Here is a 24,718-nt window from a genome sequence, read left to right as displayed (position 1 = left end):
CCAATAGTGCCGACCTAAGCACCGATAAGGGCTGGCCAGAATTTGGCCGCAGCTTATAGACGGTCCCTTGAGACCGTCAAGGTGCACATAATCCCGAGTCTTGACGGTCCGCGCCCCGGACTGGCATGGTGCCGAAAGAAGGTATTAAGGACGGCCATATTCTGGCGGAGGTACGCGGTGATGAAGAGAAGTGCCTTAACGGCAGGCGCGCTCGCGCTGGCCCTCGTGACGTCCGGCTGCGTCGCCGGCACGTCGGACGGCTCCGCCGCGGTGGCCGACGACCAGCCCTTCGAGGGAGAGGTCGAGTTCTGGACCATCAACCTCAAGAAGAACTACAGCGCCTACATCGACGGGCTGATCGCCCAGTACCAGAAGGACCACCCCAAGGTCCGGATCAACTGGGTCGACGTGCCGGGCCAGGACATCGCGACCAAGATGCTCGCGGCGGTCGCCAGCGGTGACGTCCCGGACGCGGTCAACCTCGCCTCCAGCGACATCGGCAGGTTCGTCCCGTCGCTGAGCCCGCTCGACGACGCGTTCAAGGCCGCCGACCTCGCCGACTTCCAGCCCAACCTGGTCGAGCCGCTGCGCGTGTCGGGCAAGCTGTACGCCGTGCCCTGGTACAACGGCGGCACGCCGGTGGGCATCTACCGCAAGTCCGTCGTCGCCAAGGCCGGCTTCGACGGGACGACCCCGCCGAAGACCTACGACGAGGCGCTCGCCCTGGCCGACAAGGTCTACGAGAAGACCAAGGTCTACGGCACCAACGACATCCCCGGCATCAACACCCCCCTCGTGCTGCGCTACTACGGCGTCGAGCTGCTGTCGGCCGACAAGAAGAAGGCCGCGTTCAACACCCCGGAGGTCGCCGCCCTCCTCGACCGGTTCAAGCAGAGCTACGACAAGCACGGCATCGCGCCGGGAGCAGTCTCCAAGGACGTACGCAACTTCCCGCAGAGCCTGGACAACGGCCAGCTCGCCCTGTCCGCGGGCACGTTCGCGGCGACGCTGCTCAACATCCAGAAGAACGCCCCGGACATCTACAAGGACCTGCTCATCACCGAGCCCGTCCAGACGAAGACCGGCGGTTACCTGCTCCTGGCCCAGCAGACCTTCGCCATCCCCAAGGCGTCCAAGCACCAGCGGGCCGCGGCCGAGTTCATCAAGTTCTTCACCAACGGGGCCAACCAGCTCGCCTTCTGCAAGCTCGTCCCCATCTATCCCTCGACGATCTCCTCGACGAAGGACGCCTTCTTCGCCGGCGGTGGCGGTGACGACCCCATGGACCTGGCCCGCCAGGTGATCGTCAAGGGGCTGCCGAAGCTCGAGTACACCCCGCTCGGCACACCCAAGGACACCGAGCTGGGGGAGTCGCTGGCCGAAGAGGTCAGGGCCTTCCTCCAGGGCTCCAAGAGCGCCAAGGAGGCGCTCGACGCCGCCGAGAAGGAATGGAATGACGCGCTTGCCTAGGCTCAGAATCGGGATCGTCGGAGCGGGGATCATGGGCCGGGGCCATGCCGAGGTCCTGTCCGCCCATCCCGAGGTCAAGATCACGGCGGTCGCCCGGCGCGCCCTGGAACACGCCCAGGACGCGACCGTCTACCCCGGCTACCGGGAGCTGCTCGCCTCGGGCACGGTGGACGCCGTGTCGATCACCACGCCCGACCACCTGCACGCGGACGTGATGGTGGCCGCCGCGGAGGCGGGCGTGCACATCCTGGTGGAGAAGCCGTTCACGACGACCGTCGAGGACGCCGACCGCTCCGTCGCCGCGATCCGGCGGGCGGGCGTGATCGCGATGTGCCTGTTCAACCATCGCTGGGTGCCCGCGTACGCGCAGGCCAAGCAGCAGATGGAGCTGATCGGCGAGCCGGTCGTGGGCTACGCCCGCAAGGACGACACGATCCACGTGCCCACCGAGATGATCGGCTGGGCGGACCAGACGACCTGCGCCTGGTTCCTGTCCAGCCACGACATCGACCTGCTCACCTGGCTCTACGACGACCAGGTGGCCGAGGTGTACGCCACCGCCCGCCATGGCAGGTTGCGCGGACTGGGCATCGACACCCCCGACGCGATGCAGATCCAGGCCCGCTTCTCCCGTGGCGCGGTCGCCACCTTCGAGTCGGCCTGGATCTACCCCAACACCTTCCCGACCATGGTGGACAGCTACGTCACCGTGGTCGGCGAGTCGGGCGTCATCCAGCTCGACCGGCAGAAGGAGAACATCCAGCTCGCCACCGAGAAGTCCTACACCTACCCGCGCAACATGCTCCAGCGGGTGGTCCACGGCGTACCGGCCGGCGCCTACCGCGACGCGATCCACCACTTCGTCGACTGCGCCCGCACCGGCGCGGAGCCGCTGATCAGCGTGGAGAGCTCGCGGCACGTGACCGCCGTGCTCGCCGCCGCGCACGAGTCCGCCCGCACGGGATCGCCGGTGAAGCTCTGATGCCCGTCGAGAATGCGCCGGTGGAGAAGGCGCGGCACGTCGATCCCGTGCGGATGCTGCACATCACCGACGAGGCCCTGCTCGAAGCGCTCGGGGCGTCGAGCGTCGCCGCGGCCAGGCCCTGGCGCCGGCCGCGGCCGGTACCGGCGGCCCTCGGCTCGGCGGGCGCGGGCGATCTGCACGGGATCGAGGTCGACTTCCTGGACAAGGGGCACGGCCGTTCCCAGCTGTACGGCTTCCACTACCTGAGGTGGATGACCCCGCTGATCACGGCCTACGCCGAGACCGGCGACCCGCGCCACGCCGCCGAGTGGGACCGGTTGTTCCGCCAGTGGTACGCCGCCCGCGACCTGGTCCAGGGCGACTGGCCGGGCCTCGACGTGGTCTGGTACTCCCTCGGCGTCCGCGCCCGCGCCATGTACGTCACCGAGGCGCTGGCCGTCTTCGCCGACGAGCCCGCGCTGAGCGACGACTGCTGGCTGGAGATGATGAAGACGGTGCTCGGCGGGGCCCGATGGTCGGCCGAGGAACACGACGCGTTCCGGCACGGCAACTGGCAGTTCGTGACCGCCTGCGAGCTGCTCCACACCTCCAGGGTGTTCGCCGACCTGCCCGAGGCGGCGCGATGGGCCGAGGTCGCCATGGCGCGGGTCCTGGAGCACCTGGAGCACGACGTACGCGCCGACGGCGGGCACCATGAGCGATCTCCCGGTTACCACGACATGTGCCTGGGGAGCGTCGACAGGGCCGCGGCGGTCGAGCCTGAGCTGTCCCGGCATCCCCGCTACCTGGCCATGCGGCACTGGCTGGCGGTCCTGGCGACGCCGGGCGGCTGGGTGCCGCACCTACAGGACAGCGGCGTGGTCTGGCCCGAGATCGGCCGGCCGGTCGAGGAGTCGCACAACCTGGAAGCCAGCGGGTACGCGACCTTCCGCGCGGGCGGCTTCCACACCGTGGTCAACTACGGCCCGTACGTGGGGCACGAACTGGAGCCGCACAGCCACCACGCGGCGCTCGACTTCGTGCTGTCCGGCTGGGGCGTGCCGCTGGCATGGGAGGCCGGCGGCCCGCCGTCCTACGACGACCCCCTTTACTACGACTGGTACCAGGCGACCAGGGCGCACAACACGCTGCTGGTCCCCGGCGAGGAGTACACCGAGGACCGCCGCGCGGCCTGCGACGTGTTCTCCGTCTCGCCCGAGGCGGACGTCTTCGCCGGGCACCACCACGGCTACGGCAGGCGGCATGACCGCCGGATCGTCTTCGTCAAGGGCGAGTCGCCGTACTGGGTGATCACCGACCGGATCGACACGGAGGCGATCTGGCAGCTGCACGGCCTGTCACCGTGGGTGGAGCAGGGCGGCGGGTACGCCGGCACGCGCGGGCCGGGCATCCTCGTGGTGCCGCTGGAACCACCGGACGAGGTCCTGTACGGCAGCGGCCCCGCCCGGATCCCGGACCCCGCCACCAGGACCGCGGCCTACGGCGAGATCCACTCGCTCGGCCTGCGCCGCCAGGACGGCAGGTTCACCGTCGGGATCTTCCCCTACCGCGACCAACTCCCCACTGTCCCCGAGGATTGGATGGTTCATGCTGATCGACGCTGACGCGATGCTCGGCCGCTACCCGCGCAGGGATGTCGGCACGGGCTCGATCACGGAGGCGATGGCCAGGATGGACCGGTTCGGCATCGCCGAGGCCATGGTCAGCCACACCCTGTCGTGGCTGCACGATCCGGCGACGGGCAACCGGGAGCTGCTCGAGCTGGTCGCGGGCGAGCCCCGGCTGCATCCGTGCTGGGTGATGCTCCCCGACACCTGCGGCGAGACGGGCACGGCCGCCGAGTTCGTGACCGCCGCGCTGGACGGCGGCGTACGCGCCGTCCGCGCCTATCCCGCCGACCACGGCTACGACCTCGCGGGCCGGGACGCCGCCGCGATGCTCGGCGCGATCGCCGAGGCCGGGCTGCCGCTGTTCGTGGACGCGCCGCAACTCGGCTGGGCCGCCCTGGAGTCGATCGCCGCCCGGCATCCCGGCCTGCCCGTCGTCGTCGGCGGGCTCGGCTACCGCCTGCTCAGGCAGGCCGCCGGGGTGCTCGCTCGGACGGACAACGTCTACATCGGGCTGGCCAACCTCTCCTCGCACTGCGGGCTCGAATGGCTCGTCGAGCGGTACGGGGCGGGCCGCGTGGTGTTCGGCACCGGGGCGCCGCTGAGGGACCCGGCGGAGGCGGTCACCCGGCTGATGTGGGCCGAACTGGACAACGACGCCGTGGCCACCATCGGCTCCGGCACCCTGCTCGGCCTGCTGCCGCTGGCCGCCCGGTGAACGCGCCCATGTCCGCTGCCGACGGCTCGGCGTCCGCTGCCGATGGCTCGGTGAACGCGCTCACGTCCGCATTGTGGGAGCGGCGCCCACAGACCAGCGTGCGGATCGTCGACGCGCACGCCCACGTCGGCCCGTACAGCCTCTTCTTCATCCCCGACGCGGGATCCGACGGCATGGTGCGGGTGATGGACAGGTGCGGGGTGTCGCACGCGGTCATCTCCAGCCACCTGGCGATCCAGCTGGACGCCGCGGCGGGGAACGCGGCGACCGCCGAGGTGGTCGGCCGCGCGCCAGACCGCTTCACCGGGTACCTCACCGTGAACCCCTGGCAGGACCCCGCCCGAGAGCTTGGGATGTGGGGCTCCGACCACCGGTTCGGCGGCATCAAGCTCCACCCCGACCTGCACGATTATCCGCTCACCGGCGGCCGTTACGCTCCGGTGTGGGAGTTCGCGCAGCGCACGGGCTGCCCGGTGCTCACGCACACCTACGACGGCTCGCCGTACAACGACCTGCCCATGGTGGACGAGGTCGCGGCCCGCTACCCCGATGTGGCGATCCTCGCCGGGCACGCCGGCGCCACGCCGAACGGGTTCGACGCGGCGATCGAGGTGGCACGGCGACGTCCCGGCGTGGTGCTCGAGGTGTGCGGGTCCTTCAACAGCGGCTCCGACATAGCCAGAATGGTGAGAGAGGTGGGAGCGGACCGGGTGGTCTACGGGTCCGACTTCCCGTTCATCGATCTACGGATGTCGCTGGGACGGGTAATCTTCAGTGGCCTCACTGAGGAGGACCGAGCCGCCGTGCTCGGCGGCACGATGACCCGCCTGCTTCAGTGGAGATCCGGACGGGAGTGATCAAGATCATGGATCGGCTGCGTTCCGAGACGCGGTCCAGGGTGGCGATCGGGATCGTGGGGCCGAACGATCTCGTCCAGCAGATCATGATGATCGGGGCCGAGCTCCCCGCCGCCGCCGACTGGCGACTGGTCGGCGCGTCACACGCGGAGGAGCACGAGACCTACGAGAAGTTCGCCAAGATCTCCGACAGCATCGACGTGGTGCTCTTCACCGGGCCGCTTCAGCACGATCTGGCCAGGCAGGCGGGTGAGCTGCCCGTTCCGGCGACGTTCGTGCCGATGAGCGGGGCCAGCCTGTACGCGAGCCTGCTGCGCGGGGTGCTCACCCATGGCCTCGACCCGGCTCGGGTCAGCATCGACTCGCTGCTCGCGGCCGACGTCGAGGAGGCCTACGGTGAGATCGGGGTCAGCACGGCGGAGGTCCATCTGTCGGAGTACGACCAGCCGGAGTCGGCCCGCGGCTTCATCGAGTTCCACGAACGGCTCTACCGGCAGGGCGCCACCACCGCGGCGCTGACCACGATCAGGAGCGTGGCCACGAAGCTGACCGCCGCCGGGGTGCCGGTGCTGCGCATGCTGCCCACGTCCCACACGCTGCGCCTGGCGCTCAACACCGCCGCCCTGCTCGGCACGGGCAGCCGGCTGGAGGACGCGCAGATCGCCATCGTGGTGGTCGAACTGGCCGCCTCGGCCCGGCCCAGCTACTCGGGGCCGGGCAACTACTGGCAGCAGGAGCTCAAGCTGTCGCTGCACCAGTCATTGCTGGCCGACGCCCGGCTGATGGGCGCGACCGTGGTGCCGCGCGACGAGAACAGCTACGTGGTGACCACCACGCTCGGCGCGCTGCGCCAGGCGACCGAGGGGTTCAGGGTGGCGCCGTTCATGGACCGGATCCTCGCCGACATCGGCGTCGCGGCCGAGGTCGGCATCGGCCTGGGCGGCACGGCCCGGGACGCCGACGCCAACGCGCTGGTCGCCGTGGAGAAGGCACGCAACGCCGGCGCCGCGGCGGCCTACCTGGTCGGCGGGGACGGCACCGCGCTCTCGCTGCCGGTACGCCGGCGCCGCCAGCCCGAGAGCGGGCCGGTGGCCACCACCAAGGCGGCCAAGCTGCTGGACCGGCTGGTCGAAGGGCTCGGCGACGGTCCCGACGCGATGGTGGTCGACGCCGAGATCGTGGCCGACGTGCTGGCCATCGCGCCGCGCAGTGCCCGCCGGGTGCTGCAGAGTTTGGCGGAGGAGGGGCTGGCCTGGCCGATGCCACCCGTCAAGGGCACACAGGCGGGGCGGCCGCGCCAGCCGTACCGGCTCGTCAAGGCTTAGCGGTCGGACGCGCCAGCCGTACCGGCCCGTCAAGGCTTAGCGGTCGGACGCGTCATTTAGTCACGCGCGCAGTTTGACCACGTAGCGGTAGCGGTCGCCGCGGGCCGCCGAGCGGGTGTACTCCACCGGCCGCCCTGCCCGGTCGTAGGTCCACCGTCTGATGACGATGAGCGGGCTGCCGACCGGGACGCCGAGCACGCCCGCCTCCCGCTCGTCGGCGGCCTCGGCGTGGATGCTCTCGGTGGCCTCGGCGACCCTGGTGTCGAGGTCCTCGGCGAGCGAGGCGTACAGCGACTGACGCCGCGACAGGACCTCGGGGTCGATGCGGGAGCCGATCCGGTCGGGGAGCCACGAGTCCAGCAGCGCGAAGGGGGAGCCAGAACCCGTCCGCACCCTGCGGACCAGCCACACGGCCTCGGAAGGGAGGAAACCGAGTATCTCCAGCGGGGGGTTCGGGTCGCGGCGGATCTCGACCCCGCTGATGCCCGGCTCCAACCCCAGGTCGCGCAGCAGCGTGGTGAAGCTGCGCAGGCTGCCGAGCGAGTGGCTGATGCCGATCTCCACGTTGACGTAGCTGCCCGAGCCGCGGCGCCGGGTGATGAGGTTGGCCGCGGCCAGGCGGTCGAGCGCCACCCTGACGGTGTTCCTGCTGACGCCGTACTCGTCGGTGAGCGCTTCCTCGGACGGCAGACGCTCGCCGGGTTTGTAGCGGCCATCCAGGATCTGCGTACGCAAAGAATCGGCGACGATCTCGTGCGCGTGGCGCTTGGTCATGCGGGCATCTCCCTCGCTCACAAAGCCTGGCGCAGACCGAAATATCAGCAACAGTCGACCAACACAACCTATACCAACAGAAACAAGATTAGTACCTACAACTCTTGACATTATTAGGTACTGATTCCTAGCCTGAGCCACACAGACGGCACGGGGCGCGCCTTCGTGACCAGTCAGTCGTCTCGTGAGGATGCGATATGCGAAACATCAGAGCCGGGATCGTGGCCACCCTGACAGCGGTCGCGCTGACGGCCTGCTCGACGGTGGGCGGATCGGCAAGCCCGAGCGCCGTTCCGGACGGCAGCGGCGGCGGCGGAGGCCAGAAAGTGGCCTTCGTCTCCCAGGTGGAAGGGGTCCCGTACTTCTCCGCCTTCAAGCAGGGCGCCGCGGAGACGGCACGCTCACTCGGCATGTCCTACACCCAGGCAGGGCCGGCCACCGCCGACGCGACCGAGCAGGTCCGCATCTTCAACAGCCTGGTCCAGCAGGGCTACGCCGCGATCGCGGTGTCCCCGCTCGACCCTCGCTCCATGAACCCCGCCATCGCGGCGGCGCGGCAGAAGGGCATCGTCGTGATCACCTCCGACGCCGACGCGCCCGACAGCCAGCGCCAGCTCTTCGCGCAGCAGGCCACCGACGACGCGCTCGGCGCGACGGTCATGGACCAGATCGCCAAGACGATGGGCGGCAAGGGCAAGTACGGCATCGTGTCCGGCGCGGCCGACACGCAGACCTTCAACAGCTGGGTAGCGCAGGCGCGCAAGCGGCAGGAGTCCGCGTACCCGGGGATGCAGCTCGTGGGCGGGGTGCGCTACACCACCGATACCGCGCAGGCGCTGAAGGAGGCACAGGACCTCATGACCGCGAACCCCGACCTCAAGGGGCTCATCGCGGTGCCGTCGACGGCCGTGCCCGGCGTGGCCCAGGCCGTCCAGAACGCCGGCAAGGCCGGCCAGATCGCCGTCTCCGGCTTCGGCTCGCCCAAGACCGCGCGGACGTACGTCGAGTCCGGCGCGATGACCTCCACGGTCCTGTGGGACGTGCCGCAGCTCGGCATCCTGACGGTCTGGGCGATGAAGCAGCTCCTGGACGGCAAGCAGATCGCCGCGGAGTCCACTGTGCCAGGGCTCAAGCAGCCGGTGAAGTACGACGCCGGCCACAAGACTTTGGTGCTGGGACCCCCGATGGTCTTCACCAAGTCGAACATCGCGCAGTTCGACTACTAGGAGCGACGTGCGGACCATCCTCTCGGTGACCGGGCTCTCCAAGAGCTTCGGAGCCACCGCCGCGCTCACCGACGTCGGTTTCACGCTGGCGGCCGGCGAGCGGCTGGCCTTGCTCGGCGAGAACGGCGCCGGCAAGTCCACCCTGATCAAGCTCATCGCCGGGGTGCACCGGCCGGACGCCGGCGAGATGACGCTCGACGGTGAGCCGCACAGGCCCGCCTCCCCAGGTGACGCGCTGGCCGACGGCATCAGCGTCGTCTACCAGGAGCCGTCGTTCTTCCCGCGGATGTCGGTGCTGGAGAACCTCTTCGTCGGCCGGGAACCGCGCGACCGCCTGGCCCAGGTCGACTGGGGCGAGATGCGCAGGCGCGGCGCGGAGCTGTTCCGCCGGCTCGACCTGCCCGTGGAGCTGCTGAACCGGCGGATGGACGCGCTCAGCCTGGCCGAGCAGCAGCTCGCGCTGATCGCCAGGGCGGTCGACGTCGACGCCAAGGTGCTGATCCTGGACGAGCCCACCTCGATCCTCACCGACGCCGAGGCCCGCCGGCTCTTCCGCATCGTCCAGCGGCTCTCGGAAGCCGACGTGGCCATCCTTTACATCACGCACCGCTTCGAGGAATTGGCGCACGTCGCGGACCGGTTCATCGTGCTGAAGGACGGGCGGCTCGCGGGCGACCTGCCCGCCTCGGCAGCCGACCACGACAGGATCCTGGAGATGATGTCCGGCCGGCCGGTCAACGCCACGATCAGCCGGTCGGTCCCCGACCCTGGCCCCGTGGTGCTGGAGGCCGAGGGGATCACGGTGCCCGGGTCGCTGTCCGGCGTCGGCCTGACCGTGCGCGCGGGCGAGGTCGTCGGTCTGTACGGCCTGGTCGGCGCCGGGCGTACGGAGCTGGCGCTGACCGTCTTCGGCATGCTGCGCCCCAGCGCCGGGTCGATGCGTGTGCGGGGCGAGCCGTACACGCCGAAGAGCCCGCGCGACGCCATGGCGCGCGGGATCGCCTACCTGCCCGAGGACCGCAAGACGCAGGGGCTCTTCCCCGGCATGGACACGATGAGCAACCTCACGGCCGTCCGGCTGCCCGCGCTGCTGGGGCGGCTCGGCGTCATCCGGCGGGCTCAGGAGCGCGAGCTCGCCTCCACATGGATCCGCTCGCTGCGGATCAAGGCCCCGACGCTGGACTTCCTCGTCACCGGCCTGTCCGGCGGGCACCAGCAGAAGGTGCTCTTCGCCCGGCAGCTCGTCACCGAGCCGGCGATCCTCATCCTGGACGAGCCCACCCGCGGCATCGACGTGGCCACCAAGACCGACATCCAGCAGCGGCTGGTGGAGGTCGCCCGTGAGGGCACAGCGGTGCTGGTCATCTCCAGCGACCTGCCGGAGCTGCTGGCCGTCTCCGACCGCGTCTACGTCATGCGCGAGGGCCGGATGGCCGCCGAGTTGCACGGCGACGAGCTGACCGAGGACGGCGTGCTGCGCGCCACGATGGGGGTGAACCGGTGAGCACGACCGCTCTCTCCCCCGTGACGGCGCGCTCGACCCGCACGCTGACCTTGCTGCGCGACGCCCTGCTGCCGATCCTCCTCGTCGCCGAGGTGATCCTTTTCGGCCTCGCCGCCCCCGATTTCCTGTCCGCGTCGAACCTCGCCAACGTCGTGATCAACTCGGCCGACCTGGCCCTGCTGGCGGCCGGCATGACACTGGTCGTCCTCCTGGCGGGGATCGATGTGTCGGTCGGCCCGATGCTGGGCGTGGTCGCCTGGGTCGGCGCCTCGCTGTTCGTCGCCGGCCTGCCGCCGGTACTCGTGGTGCTGGCCTCGGTGCTGCTCGGTGGACTGCTCGGCGCGGTCAACGCCGGGCTGATCGTCGGCGGGCGGATCTCCCCCATCATCGCCACCCTCGGTACGGCCGCCATCTTCAAGACGGTGCTGTTCGTCCTGTGGAACAGCACCGACGTCTTCGCGGGCCCCGTGGTGCCGATGCTCGGGCCGGCGCGCGCAGGCGGCATCCCCCTGGTCGGCCTGGTCGTCCTGCTGGCGTTCGGGATCTTCGCGTACGTCCTGCGCCACCGGGTGTTCGGCCGGCGGCTGTTCGCCATCGGCAACGACGCGGAGGGCGCCAGGCTCCTCGGCGTGCCCGTCGGGCGCACCTCGTTCGTGGCGTACGTGCTCGTGGGCGCCCTCGTCGGCCTCGCGGCCCTGATCTACGTGGGAAGGGTGGGCGTCGTGCAGGCCACGGCCGGCCAGGAGCTGACCCTGCCCGCCATCGCCGCCGTGGTCGTCGGCGGCACCAGCATCCTGGGCGGCGAGGGCGGCGTGCTGCGCACCCTCGGCGGCCTGGTCTTCATCGCGCTGTTGCAGAACGGAGTCGTCCTGATGGGTGTGCCTCCGCTGTGGAACGGGGTGCTGGTCGGGCTGGCCGTCGCCCTCGCAGTGGCCTTCGACGTCCTGACCAGGCGCATCCTCGACAAGCGGATCGGAGCGCAGAAATGACAACGACAGCCGTGGCCAGGCGATCGCTCCGCGACCGGGTGAGCGACCGCAGGGTGTTCCTCGCCGTGCTCGTCGTCGCGCTCGGCGCTGTGATGAGCCTGCTGTCGCCGTACTTCCTGCAGGTGGGCAACCTGCTGGCGATGACGCAGTACGGCGCGGTCATCGGCCTGCTGGCCCTCGGGCAGGCGTTCGTCATCCTGGGCGGCAGGGGCGGCATCGACCTGTCCGTGGGATCGATGCTGAGCCTGTCGGGGATCTTCATGGGCCTGCTCGCCCAGAATCTCGGGCTCAGCCCGTGGCTGGCCGCGCTGGCCGCCGTCGCCTTCGGCGGCCTGCTCGGCTCGGTCAACGGCCTCATGATCGCCCGGCTCGGTCTGCCCCCGCTCATCGTCACGCTGAGCACGCTCTTTCTGTACGGCGCTCTCGCCCAGGTGCTGACCGGCGGAGGTCAGCTCGGCGGGTTCGACGGGGAGGGCTTCGCGGCACTCGGGCAGAGCGCGATCCTCGGCGTCCCCACCCAGGTCCTCCTGGTCCTGGCGCCGATGTTCGCCCTGGCCATCTGGGCCCAGAACCGCACGGCGTTCGGCCGCCGCCTGTACCAGACCGGCGCCAGCGACCGGGCCGCCGGCCTGGCCGGGATCGACGTGAACCGGCTGCGGTTCCGGCTCTACGTCCTGTCGGGCGCCCTGGCCGCGCTCGGCGCCGTGGTGACCAACGCGTGGCTGCTCACCGCCAGGCCCAGCGCGGGCACCGGCATGGAGCTCCAGGCGATCACCATCGCGGTGCTCGGCGGCATCGACATCTTCGGCGGGCGGGGACATCTCAGCGGGGTCCTGCTGGCGCTCGCCGTCGTGGTGGTCCTGTCCTGGGGGCTGCAGCTGGCGCAGGTCGGCAACTCCGTGCAGACCGGCATCCTCGGTCTGGTCCTCGTCGGCGCTGCCCTGTTGAACAATCTGATCGGCAGGAAGGCCGCCGGATGACGACCTCGAACGCCCAGCGCGTCGATGTCCTGGCGGTGGGAGACGCCAGCGTCGACTACTTCGTACGGGTGCCCCACATCGCGGTGGCCGACGACAAGGCGATCGGCCGGCTGGTCGGCGTGCACGGCGGCGGCATGAGCGCCAACCTGGCCGCCGCCGCGAGATTCGCCGGGGCCCGGGCCGCGCTGGCCACGGCGGTGGGCTCGGACGAGCCCGGCCGCCAGGCGCTGGAGCGGCTGGCGGCCCAGGGTGTGGACGTCTCCGCCAGCATCGCCGTACCCGGCGGGCACACCTGGTTCTGCGTGATCCAGCTCGACGCCACCGGGGAGAAGTCCCTCGTCGGCGCCGTGACCGAGGTGAAGATCCCCGCCGTCGGCCAGATCTCAGACGACCTGCTCCGCATGGCGCGGGTCGTCGCGCCCCTGGCGGACGACCTCGACTGGGCCATCGGCCTGGCCGGGCGAGCTCGGGCGAGCGGCGCGAAGGTGGCCGTCGACCTGGAGCCCGACGCGGTCGCCGGCCGGTGGGACCAGGTGCGGACGCTCGCCCACCTCAGCGACCTCGTCTTCTGCAACCAGGCGACGGTCGGGGTGCTCGCCGACGGCGACCCCGCGCGCTGCGCCGAACTCCTGATCTCGGCCGGCGCCGGCGCCGTCGTGGTGACCAGGGGGCGCGACGGCGCGCTCTGCTTCGGCCCCGGGGAGAGCTGGTCCGCGCGCGGGCCGGAAATCGAGGTCGTGGACACCACCGGCGCGGGCGACGCGCTGGCCGGGGCGTTCACCGGGTCCTGGATCCGCGGGCGGACCCTCGCCGACAGCCTGCGCGCCGGTGTCGCCGCGGCCTCGCTCTGCGTCAGCCATCTCGGCTCACGTGCCTACCTCGATGCCGGGACCGGCATCGAGACCCTCGCGCGGGACGTCACCCTCGACGCCGCGCCTCGTCTCCAAGGACTCTGATGACCGCACTTCTGGACCGCATCCACGGCAGCCTCGCCGCCGCCTGCATCGCCGACGCGCTCGGCGCCCCCACCGAGGAACGCTCCATTCCGGAGATCCGGCGGCTGTTCGGCCGGCGGGTGGAGAGTTTCCACGCACCGCTGCCCGACGCGCCGTACGCGGTCGGGCGCGGGCCGGCCCAGATCACCGACGACTCCAGCCAGATGCTGCTGCTGGCCGAGGCATTCATCGCGCACGGCGGGGAGGTCACCCCCGAGGTCATGGCCGACCTGCTCATCGGCTGGTCCGGCAACCCCGACTACTTCCCCCACTTCGCCGGCCCCACCACGCGCCGGGCGATCGAGCGGCTCAAGGCCGGCGACAACCCCTGGGACGTGGGCAAGGCGGGACGCATCATGAGCGAGGGCGCCAGCAACGGTGGCGCCATGCGGGTCGCCCCCGCCGGCCTGGTGCACCCCGGCGACATCGAGGGCGCCGTCCACGCCGCGCACCTGACGTGTGTGCCCAGCCACCACACGAACATCGGTGTCGCCGGGGCCGCGGCCATCGCCGCCGCCACTGCCGCGGCCTGCGTGGACGGCGCCGACCTGTTCCAGGTCGTCCGGGCGGCGCGGCACGGCGCGGAGCTCGGCGAGCAGCTGGGCTCCGACCAGGGCCGGCACGTCCCCGGGCCGTCGGTCGCCGAGCGGATCGACCTCGCGGTCACCCTCGCCGTCCAGTCCCGCGACCTGGACGACGCCATCGAGCGGATCGCCGCCGTCATCGGCACCGGGCTGGCGGCGGCAGAGGCCTGCCCGGCGGCCATCGGCCTGCTGGTGGCGGCCGATGGCGACCCATTCCGGACGGCGGTCGCGGCGGCCACCGCCGGCGGGGACTCCGACACGGTGGGTTGCATGGCGGCGGCCATCGCCGGCGCACTCAACGGCATCGCCGCGGTGCCCGCCGAGACCGTCGCCCGGGTCGAGCAGGCCAACAAGCTGGACCTGGCCGACGTGGCGGCCCGCCTGGCGGCGGTCGCCCGCCCGATGCCCGCGTAGGGCGTCGCGGGCCGGCGGTGCGCCCCGCGTGTGGGGCCGGCTCGTCGGCCGGCCTCACGGGCGTCCGCCCAGGCGTGCGTGGGCCGGTCGTTGTTCAGGCGTCGCCGAGGCGTACGCGGGAGCCGTACTCCTCCAGCAGCCTGTCGTTGTACGCGTCCCCGCCGGGCGTGTTGGCGGACCTGAAGACGGGCGGGGCCTGCCCGGCGGCCAGGAAACGGCCGGCCACCTCGGCGACCAGGAGCTGGGCGATCAGCACGCCGGTGAGGTTCGAGACCGGGCAGATGGCGCCGCCGCCGGGCAGGGGCAGGGCCGCGTCCCCGTACGGGGCGCCGTTGTCGATGACCACGTCGGCCAGGTCGGCCAGCCGCTCGTCCACGGACAGCTCGGCGGTGTGGGCGCGCGAGGTGATGGCGATGACGCGATGCCCACGCGTCGCGGCCAGGCGGGCCATCTCCACGATGGACGCGTTGCCGCCGGAGTTCGAGATGATCACGAAGATGTCCTCCGGCCTGATGTCGGCCAGCTCCCAGATGCGCAGCGCGAGACCCGGCTCGCGCTCGATCTTCGGGTCGAGGATGTCCTGCGGCGAGGCGTCGCCGTAGTAGGCGACGTCGCGGATGCCGAGCTGGTTGGCCGGCACCAGGCCGCCGGCCCGGCCCACGAGCTCCAGCGCCACCGACCTCGAATGACCGGTGCCGAAGGCCTGCAGCACTCCGCCCGCCCGCAGCGCCGCGAAGATCAGGCCGCCGGCCTCTTCGATCGCGGACCGCTCCGCGTCGAGCAACCGGTTCACGGCGGTCCGTGCGGTCTCGGCGTACGCGTTCTGGTCGATCAAGATCCCTCCAGGAGGTGTCGTGCGGTCTCGGCGAGCAGCTCGGCGCTGCCCGGGGCCACCGGGCTGGCCAGCACCTCGTACTCGGTGCGCCGGTAGGCGTCGATCGTGGGCAGGTAACCGGGATAGCCGTTGACGTAGCCCAGGACCACGACCGGCTCCCGGTGATCCGGGGCGCGCAGGCTCTCGGCGACGGCGAGGAACGGCTCACCGGGCAGCCCGACCATGGCGAGCCCGCCCAGGCGGGTGGTGTGCACGGTCACACCGATGGGAGCCGGGGGAGCGTTGGGCGCAGTCATGCCGTCCGGCCCGTTGCGCGCACGCCCGCTTTCCGTCCAGCGCTCGTCTTCCTGGCCGCTGTGCGCACGGCCGCCCGCCAGCCCGCTGCGGGCGCGTACGCCTTCCAGCCTGCTGCGGGCCAGGCGCGTGGCGACGGGATCGCCTGCGGCCAGTGCCGCCTCGTAGTCGGCGGTGAGCGCTGCCGGGTCGGCCGCCACGGAGGCGGGGCGGAGCGTCAGGCGCCGCTCGGCCGAGGAGATCCGCGAGCCCGCCGACCAGCCCCGGGTCGCGGGCTCGGTGAGCAGTTCGGCGCAGCGATCCGCGACGACCCCGCCGAGCCGGTCCAGCTCGGCCGTGTCCTGGCCCCGCCGGGTGTGCCGGGTGCTGATGTCGCCGGCCGCGCCGGTGGCGACCACGACCCACACGTCCCCGCCGAGCCGTTCCCGCAGGCTCCGGCGTACGGCCCCCACCAGGTCGGCGCTGGTCTGGCGGTTCGCCGCGGGCAGGACGGTGGGATGGACGGGCAGCACCACCAGGACTCCGGCGAGCCCATCGGTTCGGACGGCGGGCTCGCCGGCACGGACGCCGGGCTCACCGGCACGGGCGGCGAGTCCAGTTGGTCGGACGGCGGGCCCATCGGTTCGGACGGCGACCAGGTCGAGCGGCACCACCGCCTCCGCCGACGGTCTGCTCCGGTCGGCGCCGACCCCGCGCAGCTCCCCGTGGTGGACCATGCCCGCGCACGGTTGCTCATTGTCGATCGCCTGCCGTACGGCGGCCCGGGTAGCCTCGGCGATCCGGTCGAGCCACGGCTCCGGCGTCGGCCCGCCACCGGGCACGCAGCCGGTCTCGGGTCCGGCGTGCGTATGGCTGGCGGCCAGCCACAGCTCACACTTCGTCAACTGCCTGGCTCGCCGGCCCAGGTCCTCGTTGACGCAGACGACGTCGGCGGTGGCCAGCGCGAAGCGGCGCTCTCCATCGAACCAGGTGATCGCGCCGACCTGCAGCGGGTCGAGCCGGCCGGTGGACGGCCCGGAGCGGTCGAGGTAGCCGCCCATCGGCGTGCCGTCCGGCACGGCGAACTCGACTCTGCCGTATCCCACTCTCATCGCCGTACCGTCCTGATCATCGTGTCGTAGCGGCCGAGGTCGTCGGCGGCGGCCAGCAGGGCGGCGCCCGCGAGGCTGTCACCCGTGGGGGGCCGCAGGCGGGCCTGGGGCAGCCGCCGCGCCAGCTCGGCCTCGAACCCGGCACGCAGGACGGGGTCGCGTAACAGACGGCCGGTCCACGCGACGGGCACCGTGGCGCCCGCCGGGAAACAGCGGGCGGCCGCGGTCACCGTGCTCGCCAGCTCGCGGCCCGCCTCCTCGACGATGGCGCGGGCCGTAGGGTCTTCTGTCAGCTCCAGGACATGTACGGCGAAGCGTGCGACCTGCGCCACCGCGTCAGGAGCCAGGTAGAGCTTGGCGGGGAGCTCGGCGAGGTCGCCGAAGACGGCGCGGGCTCGGTCGGTGAGCGGTCCCGGCGCGGATCGGCCGTCGAAACCTCGGTAGGCCGCGTCGAGACCGCGCCGTCCGATCCAGAACCCGCTGCCCGCGTCGCCGAAGAGGTAGCCCCAGCCATCCGCCTGCCGAATCTCGCCGCCGTCGCCCGCGCCCACGCCCACGCCCACGCCCGCGCCCGCGCCCGCGCCCGCGCCCACGCCCGCGCCCGCGCCCGCGCCCATGCCCGCGCCCACGCCCACGCCCAGGGCTATGGCGCCGGTGCCCGCGGCCAGCACCACGCCCGGTCCGCCGGAGAACGCGCCGGCGTGCGAGGTGACCACGTCGGTGGTGATCAGCACGCGCCGGGCCATCGTGAGGAGGCGGACGGCCAGCTTGTCCGGGTCGTCCAGGATCGTGGTCAACCCCAGGCAGATCGTGTCGACCTCTCCTAATCCCACTGCGATCCGATCGGCCTCACTCAATCCCGCCCCGATCTGGTCGGCCTCACTCAATCCCGCCCCGATCTGGTCGGCCTCGCTCGAAGCCGTTCCGATCTGGTCAGTCTCGCCCCAAGCCGTCTCGATCCGGGCGAGCACGGCCTCGACCGGCGAGCCTTCCGCGTAGGACAGGCCGGGGACCTCCCGAACCTCCCGGATCCGCCCGGCCACGGCCAGACCCAGCCGCAGCCCCGTCTGGCCGCCGTCGATCGCCACATCCATGTTGGGCCTCACTCCCCGCTCACGGTCCGGACTGGAATCTGTTCCGGCGGTACTCCGTCGGAGAGCAGCCGACGTGTCGCCGGAAGGCGGCGCGCAGCGCCTTCGTACTCGGATAGCCGGTGTGCGCGGCGATCACGTCGATGGGCAGGACGGAGGTGGACAGCAGTCTGCGCGCGTGCCGCAGCCGCAGCCCGGTCAGGTGGCGCAGGAACGTCGTCCGCCGCTCCCCGGCGAACAGGTGCGAGATGTAGAACGGGCTCGCGCTCACGGCCCCGGCCACCGTCGCCAGGCGCAGGGCCGGGTCGGTGTAGTGCTCGGCCATGTACGCCTCGGCCAGCGCGAGCACGTCCCGGCGGGACGGCGGCGGCATCAGCCGTTCCAGCGTCTCCCGCAGCCAGATGTGCAGGTACGAGCGCTCGTGGATGTCGCCGACCATGAGGATGTCCTCGATCGGCAGCCGGGCGCAGGCCTCCACCCAGTCCGTCGACCCGTCGGCCAGCCTGGCCCGGTTGGCCACGTCCGCCACGAAGAGCAGCTCACCGATGAGCCAGTTGCGCAGCGTGCGCGGGTCGACGTCACGCTCGCTCGCGCATCTGTCCACCCACCTGACCAATAACCCGGCCGCGCCGTTGCGATCGCCGGCCCGTACCGTCCTGGCCAGTTCCTGCTCGATCCGTACCGGAGGCGTCAGGGCGGCCGTACCGTGCGGCGGAGGGGGGATCACCCGGTCGCCGCCCAGGACGAGCTTGTAGTCGTTGACCCGCCTGGCATCCTGTTCCGCCGCTCCGGATGCCAGGCTCGGCGCGCCCAGACTGACCGTGGCGGTCCACACCGTCTCGCGGACCATCCGGGCGCGTACCTCCTCGGCCAGTTCGGCCGCGTCGGACATCAGCGCGTCCGGATCGTCGCCGGTCAGCAGGACCAGCCACTCCTCCGGAGGTTGCGGCCGGCACATCGCTCCCGGGCGCCCGTTCGCGGCGGCCCGTACCACCTGGTCGGCATGCCCGAGCTGGCGGCGTGCCCACAGCCGCCCTCGGGTCTGCTCGGCGGCCATGAAGTCATCGAGGTCCACGAGCGCGGCCACGGCATAGGTCATGGCTCTACTTTAGGCGGACCGAAATTGGACCGTATTCACGAGTGTGCCGACTCCGGCCACCGTCGCCCGCATGGTGTCACCGTCCTTGAGCGGGGCGATGCCGGCTATGGTGCCGGTCGCGATCAGATCGCCCGGCATCAGCGTCATGCCGTCGGACAGGTCGGCGATCAGCCGGGGCAGGCCGAACACCATCTGCCCGGTGTTGGCCCGCTGCCTGATCTCGCCCCCCACCTCCAGCGTCAGCTCCAGCTTGTGCGGATCGGGTACCTCGTCCACCGTGGCCAGGTACGGACCCACCGGCGCGAACGTGTCGAACCCCTTCGACTGATCCCATGGCACGTTGCGGGAGATGTTGGCCAGCTGCAGGTCGCGGGCCGTCATGTCGTTGATCACGGTGTAACCGGCGACCGCCTCCAGCCACCGCTCCTCCGGTAGGTCCCGGGTCACCTTGCCGATGACGACCGCCAGCTCCACCTCGTGTTCCAGGTGACGGGTACGTGCCGGGGCGACCACCGGCTGGTTGTGGCCGGTGAGCGCCGACGGCGGCTTGAAGAACAGCACCGGCTCCGGCGGCACCTCCATGCCGCTCTCCTGCGCGTGCGCGAGGTAGTTCAGCGCCAGGCAGCAGATCTTCGTGCAGGTGGCCACCGGTGGCTCGAAGAGGACCGCCGACTCGTCGAGTGTCGGGCCAGAGGACCAGCGCCGGTCCACTTCTTCGGTGAGCCGCTCGAGCCCGAGGGAGTCCAGCAGGGCCACGGGATCGGCGCCCAGGCCGGAGAGATCGGGGTCCAGGCCGGAGAGGCTGAGCAGTTCGCCGCCGGCGCGCCGGGCCACCAGCTCGACCGGACTGGCTGGAGCCCGTCGAATACGTCCGAGAAACATGCCTGCAAGCCCACCAAGCGCCCGCGACCTCCACAAGCACCGAAATTTGCACTCTCGACCCTCTTCTTGTCCTCTTTCTTGTCGCCGGGCGATATGTCGCCGTTTGATGATTCCCATGACCCGGAATCTGGACGTCAGCCGCGATCTGTACGCCACCGCCCAGCGCTTCATCGCGGGCGGCGTCTCCAGCGATGCCCGCCGTACGGCCGGTGTCCCCCTCTACGTCGACCGAGCGGCCGGCGCGCGGATCTGGGACGTGGACGGCAACGTCTACCTCGACTACGTACTCGGCCAGGGCCCCGCCCTGCTCGGCCACTGCCCCGCCCCGGTGGCGGAGGCGGTCGCCGCGCAGGTCGCCCGCGGCATCGTCTACTCGGCCCAGCACGCGGCCGAGGTACGGGTGGCCGAGCGGGTGTGCGCCATGGTGCCCTCGGCCGAGCGGGTCCGCTTCAACACCGTCGGCTCGGAGGCGGTGCACGCCGCCCTCAGACTGGCCCGCGGTTACACCGAGAGGTCCAAGATCCTCAAATTCGAGGGCCACTACCACGGTTGGCTGGACCCCGTCCTGTACAGCGTGCACCCCGCCGTCGACTTGGCGGGTCCCGCCGCCGCGCCGGTCGCCGTGCCGGGTACGGCGGGTCAGCAGCACGGCCACTCCGACGACCTGATCATCTGCCCGTGGAACGACCTCGAAGCCCTCACCCGCCTGATGGACCAGTACGCCGGCCAGATCGCCGCCGTCATCACCGAGCCGGTGCTCTGCAACACCGGAGCCATCGAACCCGACCCCGGTTACCTGGGGGCGGTACGCGACCTCTGCGACCGCCACGGCACCCTGCTGATCTTCGACGAGATCATCACCGGCTTCCGGCTCGCCCCCGGCGGCGCGCAGGAGTATCTCGGCATCACCCCCGATCTCTCGATCTTCGGCAAGGCCATGGCCGGGGGCATGCCGGTGTCCGCGCTGGCCGGCAAGGCGGCCGTCATGGACCACATCTCCGCGGGGAAGGTCGCGCACGCGGGTACCTTCAACAGCCAGCCCGTCGGCATCGCGGCCGCCGAGGCGACGCTGCGCATCCTGGACGAGCGGCGCGAGGAGGTCTACGGGACCCTGTTCGCACGCGGTGAAGCGCTGATGGAGGGCCTCAGGGCGGCCGCGGACAAGGCGGGGGTGCCGATGCTCGTGGCCGGGCCGGGGCCGGTCTTCCAGACGTACTTCACCGACGCCCGTGCCGTACGCGACTACCGGGACTTCGCCGCCACCGACCGGGCCATGATGACCCGGCTGCACGCGGCGCTGCTCGAACGCGGAGTCAACATGGTGCCGCGTGGCCTGTGGTTCATGTCCACGGAACACACGGAGGCGGACATCGCCGCCACCGTCGACGCCTTCACCGACGCCCTCGGGGCTCTCTGAGCCCCCGCCCTCGGCGACGATCTCGGGACTCTGTGACCCTCAGCGCCGCGAGGCGGTCTCAGGCCAGAACGTCACTTCGGGGAAGTCCTTCGACGGCTTGTCCAGCAGCGGCTCCCGCTCCTGGCGCAGGTGCCGGTCGAGGAAGGCGCCGACGTACGCCCGGGTGATCGACACGGCGCGCTCACCGCCCAGCGCGGGTGCGGGCAGGCCCACCTGCGGCCTGATCACCGCGTAGTCGGTGAACGAGGCGTGGTCCGTGTCCGCGACCGACACCCAGCGCTTCCATCCGTTCACCTTCGGCCACCAGTTGACCCACGACACGTCACCGGCCGGCGTGTGGGTCTGCTTGGTGCCCATCATGAGGAGCGGCCCGCGTACCGTCCCCGTGGGCTGCTTCGGGTTGTAGCTCCCGTCGAGGTTCACCCCGGCGCGCACCCGCTTGTCGGCGGCCATGAGCTGCGGGGTCGTGTTGCCGCCGGCCGAGAAACCGACCATCCCGATGCGCGATCTGTCGACCAGCCGTCCCCACCCGCTCTTCGCGGTGAGCCGGTCGAGCACGAACGACAGGTCGATCACCCGGCTCTTCGCGATCGTGGCCCCATACTCCTCGGTGTTCTCCCCGGCGCACGCCGCGCAGGTCGTGGTCCGCCCGTCGGGGAACGTGGTGGCCACCGACTCATAGGTGTGCTCGACGGCCGCGACGAGGTACCCCTTGCTGGCCAGGTCCTCCGCCAGCGAGGTCATCGTCGCGCGGGAGAAGGAGAAGCCGGGCGATATGAGCACCAGCGGCAGGCCGCGGGCGAGGGGCTTCGCGTCCACCGTGGCGTACGTCCGGGTCTTGGTCAGCGTGTCGGCGGGGACGCTCGGGTAGGGCTTGAGGATGAGCGCCGACTCCTGCGGCGTCACGTAGGGAGCCGCCCGCGTGCCCGCCTTCGCCGCCGGGTACCACAGGGAGACCATGAGCTGCCGCGGCCCGTCCTGCGGCACCCACGGATCGGGACGATCGGAGTCGACCAGATGCAGGGAGGCCAGCCCGACGGGGTACTTCCCGGTGGGCGCGGGCAACGAGGTGCCCGAGGTCGTCCGTAGGGGCCCGGTCTTGGCCGGTGTCTGTTGGGGCCCGGTGCGTGCGGTCTCGGCCTGTGCCTGTGCCTGTGCCTGTACGGTCGGCGTCGCCAGCAGGGCCACGCCCAGGGCCACGATCAGGTGTCGTTTCATGCGGCCCAGCCTGGGCCCGGACCCACCGGCCCGGCTTGCCCGGTAAGTCGACCGGCACCCCCTCCTTTCGTAGCGGTCCGGATCGACGATCGGCTCGGGCGGCGGCCCCGCGTCGCACCGTAGGCTGACGAACATGCAGGTGAGCAGACGGATCGAGGGCGGCTTGCCGGTGTTGCTCGGGCTGGCCGTGTTCGTGGTGTCCGCGGTGCCGTTCGATCAGACCGACGGCCTGACGTCGCCGGTGTTCGTCACGACGGCGGCCGCCGCGGGCGTGGCGGCGTGGTGGGCGCGGCGGTCGTGGTGGCCGCTCGCCGTGCTCGGTGCCGTCTTCTACGTATGGCTGGTGATGTGGCCGCCGCTGATGGTCGCCTCTTACTACGCCGGTACGACCCTGCGCGGGGCTCGCGGCATCGCGAGCTACCTGGGTGGCACCGCCGTGGCGCTCGGCGCGGCCGTCGTCGTAGGCGACCTGATCGGCGGACGCCGGGAGATGGTCACGGCGACCCCCGCCAACGTGGCGCTGATGGCCATGGCCCTGGTGGGGCTGCCGTTCGTGTTCGGGCTCTGGACCCGGGCCCGGCGCGACGTGCTGGCTGCCGCCAGGGAGCGGGCCGACCGGCTCGAACGCGAGCAGGTGATGCGGGCCGAGCAGGCCAGGGCCCAGGAACGGGCCCGCATCGCCAGGGAGATGCACGACGTGGTCGCGCACCGGGTCTCGCTGATGGTGCTGCACGCGGGGGCCCTGGAGGTGCGGGCCGCCGACGAGCCCACGGCCCGTACGGCGTCCATGATCGGCGACATCGGCCGGGAGGCGCTCGCCAACCTGCGCGAGCTGCTCGGCGTACTGCGCTCGAACCAGCAACCCGCCGAGCTCAGCCCGCAGCCCACGCTGGCCGACCTCGACCGGCTCCTCGACCAGTCGCGCGCGCTGGGCATCTCGGTGCGCAGGCACGACCATGGCCGGCCGCGCGCACTCGGCTCTACGGTGGAGCGGACCGCCTACCGGGTGGTTCAGGAGGCACTCACCAACGTGCACAAACACGCCCGCGACGCCCACACTGACGTACACGTGCGCTTCCTGAACGACACACTCCAAGTGGAGATCCTGAACCGTGGCACCGCCGACGGGCCGGGCGCGGAGCGGTCGCTGCCGGACGGGCGGGACCCGACGCGGTCGGACGGGCCGGGCGCGGAGCAAGCGCTGTCCGGGACGGAGCGGGCGCTGCCCGGGGCGGGGTGGGGGCTGGCGGGGTTGCGTGAGCGTGTCGAGCTCCTCGGGGGATCGCTGGCGGCGGGCCCCAGACAAGACGGCGGCTACCGCGTCACCGCCGACATCCCCGTGAGGGCCGCGGCATGATCCGGGTGCTGGTCGTGGACGACGAGGCCCTGGTCAGGTCCGGGTTGCGGATGATCCTGGAGACGGCCGACGACATCGTGGTGGTGGGCGAGGCCAAGGACGGTGAGGAGGCCATCGGGGCGGCGGCCCGGCTCAGGCCGCACGTGGTGCTCATGGACGTACGGATGCCCGGCACCGACGGTCTGACCGCCGCCGCCCGCGTGCTGGCCGCTCCGGACCCGCCCAAGCTGGTCATGCTGACCACGTTCGACCTGGACGAGTACGTCCACGAGGCACTACGGCTCGGCGCGGTCGGCTTCCTGCTCAAGGACACCCCGCCCAGAGACCTGACCGCCGCCGTCCGTACGGTGGCCGCCGGCCAGGCCATGCTCTCCCCGTCGGTCACCAGGCGACTGATCGACGCGTACGTGGACCGGGCGCCCTCGCGGTCGGACGCGGCCCGCAGGCAACTCGCCGCGCTCACCGGCCGCGAGGAGGACGTGATCAGAGCTCTCGCCCGCGGCCTGTCGAACGCCGAGATCGGCCGCGCCCTGCGCCTGTCGGAGGCGACGGTCAAGGCGCACGTGAGCCGGGTGCTGGCCAAACTCGGCCTGACCAACCGCGTCCAGGCCGCCATCCTCGTCCACGATGCCGACCTTTGAGCTTGTCTTCTTAAGTGCGCCACGAGCACGGAAGGCGAGGTTGGTGTGCAGGCGTCCTTGCTGGATGCGGTGCTGTACACGTACCGGCGAGCAACCAGGGCGGATTGACGCTTCCTCGCACCTGTACCTCGGCTGTCGGCTGGTTCAACGGAACTCGGCGTGGTCGATGTGTGGCAGGCGCTGGGCGGTGCGCTTGGCTTCGCTCCACGGCACGAAGGTCCGTCGACCTGTGACCAGCCTAAGCGCATGGGCACGGACCTCGACGAGTTGGTCGGGGGTCAGTTGCTCGACGAGGTGATGTACGTCCTCGTGTCATGGGTGGCGGTCATGTCCTCGAGTGTGCGCTCGATGGTTATCTCAGCAGG

General features: G+C 71.5%; 22 protein-coding genes. 15 read left to right on the top strand and 7 right to left on the bottom strand.

Translation table 11 applies throughout. From position 1 onward, the window contains the following. Positions 1–180 precede the first annotated feature (180 nt). Genes AB0H88_RS21750 through AB0H88_RS21725 form a run of 6 tightly spaced genes read left to right on the top strand, consistent with a single transcriptional unit; the run spans position 181 to position 6,962 of the window. On the top strand, positions 181–1,470 hold the full coding sequence (locus AB0H88_RS21750; RefSeq protein WP_357647052.1) for a sugar ABC transporter substrate-binding protein: 1,290 nt from the start codon (positions 181–183) through the stop codon (positions 1,468–1,470). Next, positions 1,454–2,452, top strand: a complete 999-nt coding sequence (locus AB0H88_RS21745) for a Gfo/Idh/MocA family oxidoreductase (protein WP_357647050.1) — start codon at positions 1,454–1,456, stop codon at positions 2,450–2,452. The genes AB0H88_RS21750 and AB0H88_RS21745 overlap by 17 nt, the downstream gene beginning before the upstream one ends. Beyond that, positions 2,452–4,059: a heparinase II/III family protein gene (locus tag AB0H88_RS21740; RefSeq protein ID WP_357647048.1), complete on the top strand. Its 1,608-nt coding sequence runs from the start codon at positions 2,452–2,454 to the stop codon at positions 4,057–4,059. Before AB0H88_RS21745 ends, AB0H88_RS21740 begins: the two co-directional genes overlap by 1 nt. Beyond that, a complete protein-coding gene (locus tag AB0H88_RS21735) occupies positions 4,043–4,780 on the top strand; it encodes an amidohydrolase family protein (protein WP_357647046.1) in 738 nt (245 codons plus the stop codon). Before AB0H88_RS21740 ends, AB0H88_RS21735 begins: the two co-directional genes overlap by 17 nt. An 8-nt stretch (positions 4,781–4,788) precedes the next feature. Continuing rightward, positions 4,789–5,637 (top strand): amidohydrolase family protein, encoded by an 849-nt coding sequence (locus AB0H88_RS21730; protein WP_357647044.1) that lies wholly within the window; start codon positions 4,789–4,791, stop codon positions 5,635–5,637. After that, on the top strand, positions 5,616–6,962 hold the full coding sequence (locus AB0H88_RS21725; protein WP_357647042.1) for a transcriptional regulator: 1,347 nt from the start codon (positions 5,616–5,618) through the stop codon (positions 6,960–6,962). Before AB0H88_RS21730 ends, AB0H88_RS21725 begins: the two co-directional genes overlap by 22 nt. A gap of 60 nt (positions 6,963–7,022) precedes the next feature. Here the strand turns inward: AB0H88_RS21725 and AB0H88_RS21720 are convergent, their stop codons facing one another. Further along, complete coding sequence (locus tag AB0H88_RS21720) at positions 7,023–7,736, bottom strand: GntR family transcriptional regulator (RefSeq protein ID WP_357647040.1); 714 nt, start codon at positions 7,734–7,736, stop codon at positions 7,023–7,025. Positions 7,737–7,933: 197 nt separating this feature from the next. On the opposite strand from AB0H88_RS21720, the gene AB0H88_RS21715 reads away from it, so the two are divergent. From AB0H88_RS21715 to AB0H88_RS21690, 6 genes are read left to right on the top strand one after another with little or no spacing between them, the layout of a single operon-like run. Further along, complete coding sequence (locus tag AB0H88_RS21715) at positions 7,934–8,962, top strand: autoinducer 2 ABC transporter substrate-binding protein (protein ID WP_357647038.1); 1,029 nt, start codon at positions 7,934–7,936, stop codon at positions 8,960–8,962. A gap of 7 nt (positions 8,963–8,969) precedes the next feature. Then, positions 8,970–10,466, top strand: coding sequence for a sugar ABC transporter ATP-binding protein (locus AB0H88_RS21710; RefSeq protein ID WP_357647036.1), 1,497 nt, complete (start codon positions 8,970–8,972; stop codon positions 10,464–10,466). Further along, positions 10,463–11,455 carry an ABC transporter permease gene (locus AB0H88_RS21705; RefSeq protein WP_357647034.1) on the top strand — a complete coding sequence of 331 codons (993 nt, stop codon included), beginning with the start codon at positions 10,463–10,465 and terminating at the stop codon, positions 11,453–11,455. The genes AB0H88_RS21710 and AB0H88_RS21705 overlap by 4 nt, the downstream gene beginning before the upstream one ends. After that, on the top strand, positions 11,452–12,435 hold the full coding sequence (locus AB0H88_RS21700; RefSeq protein WP_357647032.1) for an ABC transporter permease: 984 nt from the start codon (positions 11,452–11,454) through the stop codon (positions 12,433–12,435). The genes AB0H88_RS21705 and AB0H88_RS21700 overlap by 4 nt, the downstream gene beginning before the upstream one ends. After that, entirely contained in the window at positions 12,432–13,391 is a 960-nt protein-coding gene (locus AB0H88_RS21695; protein ID WP_357647031.1) for a carbohydrate kinase family protein, read from the top strand. Before AB0H88_RS21700 ends, AB0H88_RS21695 begins: the two co-directional genes overlap by 4 nt. Next, positions 13,391–14,428 carry an ADP-ribosylglycohydrolase family protein gene (locus AB0H88_RS21690; RefSeq protein WP_357647030.1) on the top strand — a complete coding sequence of 346 codons (1,038 nt, stop codon included), beginning with the start codon at positions 13,391–13,393 and terminating at the stop codon, positions 14,426–14,428. Before AB0H88_RS21695 ends, AB0H88_RS21690 begins: the two co-directional genes overlap by 1 nt. Before the next feature lie 94 nt (positions 14,429–14,522). On the opposite strand, the gene AB0H88_RS21685 is transcribed toward AB0H88_RS21690, so the two are convergent. The 5 genes from AB0H88_RS21685 to AB0H88_RS21665 are packed head-to-tail and all read right to left on the bottom strand — an operon-like array spanning position 14,523 to position 19,672. Continuing rightward, on the bottom strand, positions 14,523–15,263 hold the full coding sequence (locus tag AB0H88_RS21685) for an SIS domain-containing protein (RefSeq protein WP_357647028.1): 741 nt from the start codon (positions 15,261–15,263) through the stop codon (positions 14,523–14,525). Then, positions 15,260–16,648 (bottom strand): hypothetical protein, encoded by a 1,389-nt coding sequence (locus tag AB0H88_RS21680; protein WP_357647026.1) that lies wholly within the window; start codon positions 16,646–16,648, stop codon positions 15,260–15,262. The genes AB0H88_RS21685 and AB0H88_RS21680 overlap by 4 nt, the downstream gene beginning before the upstream one ends. After that, positions 16,645–17,742: a BadF/BadG/BcrA/BcrD ATPase family protein gene (locus tag AB0H88_RS21675; protein WP_357647025.1), complete on the bottom strand. Its 1,098-nt coding sequence runs from the start codon at positions 17,740–17,742 to the stop codon at positions 16,645–16,647. Before AB0H88_RS21675 ends, AB0H88_RS21680 begins: the two co-directional genes overlap by 4 nt. A 19-nt stretch (positions 17,743–17,761) precedes the next feature. Continuing rightward, a complete protein-coding gene (locus AB0H88_RS21670) occupies positions 17,762–18,838 on the bottom strand; it encodes an AraC family transcriptional regulator (protein WP_357647023.1) in 1,077 nt (358 codons plus the stop codon). A 9-nt stretch (positions 18,839–18,847) separates the two neighbouring features. Beyond that, positions 18,848–19,672 (bottom strand): fumarylacetoacetate hydrolase family protein, encoded by an 825-nt coding sequence (locus AB0H88_RS21665; RefSeq protein ID WP_357647021.1) that lies wholly within the window; start codon positions 19,670–19,672, stop codon positions 18,848–18,850. A gap of 163 nt (positions 19,673–19,835) precedes the next feature. On the opposite strand from AB0H88_RS21665, the gene AB0H88_RS21660 reads away from it, so the two are divergent. Then, a complete protein-coding gene (locus tag AB0H88_RS21660) occupies positions 19,836–21,137 on the top strand; it encodes a glutamate-1-semialdehyde 2,1-aminomutase (RefSeq protein ID WP_357647019.1) in 1,302 nt (433 codons plus the stop codon). Between the two features lie 39 nt (positions 21,138–21,176). On the opposite strand, the gene AB0H88_RS21655 is transcribed toward AB0H88_RS21660, so the two are convergent. Beyond that, a complete protein-coding gene (locus AB0H88_RS21655) occupies positions 21,177–22,355 on the bottom strand; it encodes an alpha/beta hydrolase (protein ID WP_357647017.1) in 1,179 nt (392 codons plus the stop codon). A 133-nt stretch (positions 22,356–22,488) separates the two neighbouring features. Here AB0H88_RS21655 and AB0H88_RS21650 point away from each other — a divergent pair, with 133 nt between their 5' ends. Both AB0H88_RS21650 and AB0H88_RS21645 read left to right on the top strand, forming a co-directional pair. Beyond that, the gene (locus AB0H88_RS21650) at positions 22,489–23,712 is read left to right on the top strand and encodes a histidine kinase (protein ID WP_357647015.1); all 1,224 of its coding nucleotides are present in this window, start codon (positions 22,489–22,491) and stop codon (positions 23,710–23,712) included. Then, complete coding sequence (locus AB0H88_RS21645) at positions 23,709–24,353, top strand: response regulator transcription factor (protein WP_357647013.1); 645 nt, start codon at positions 23,709–23,711, stop codon at positions 24,351–24,353. The genes AB0H88_RS21650 and AB0H88_RS21645 overlap by 4 nt, the downstream gene beginning before the upstream one ends. The last annotated feature ends 365 nt before the right edge of the window (positions 24,354–24,718 follow it).

The organism is Nonomuraea sp. NPDC050680, assembly GCF_040654555.1.
Classification (GTDB): Bacteria; Actinomycetota; Actinomycetes; order Streptosporangiales; family Streptosporangiaceae; genus Nonomuraea.
The sequence above is the reverse complement of the archived record's forward strand: the minus strand, read 5'-3'. Positions and strand labels throughout refer to the sequence as shown.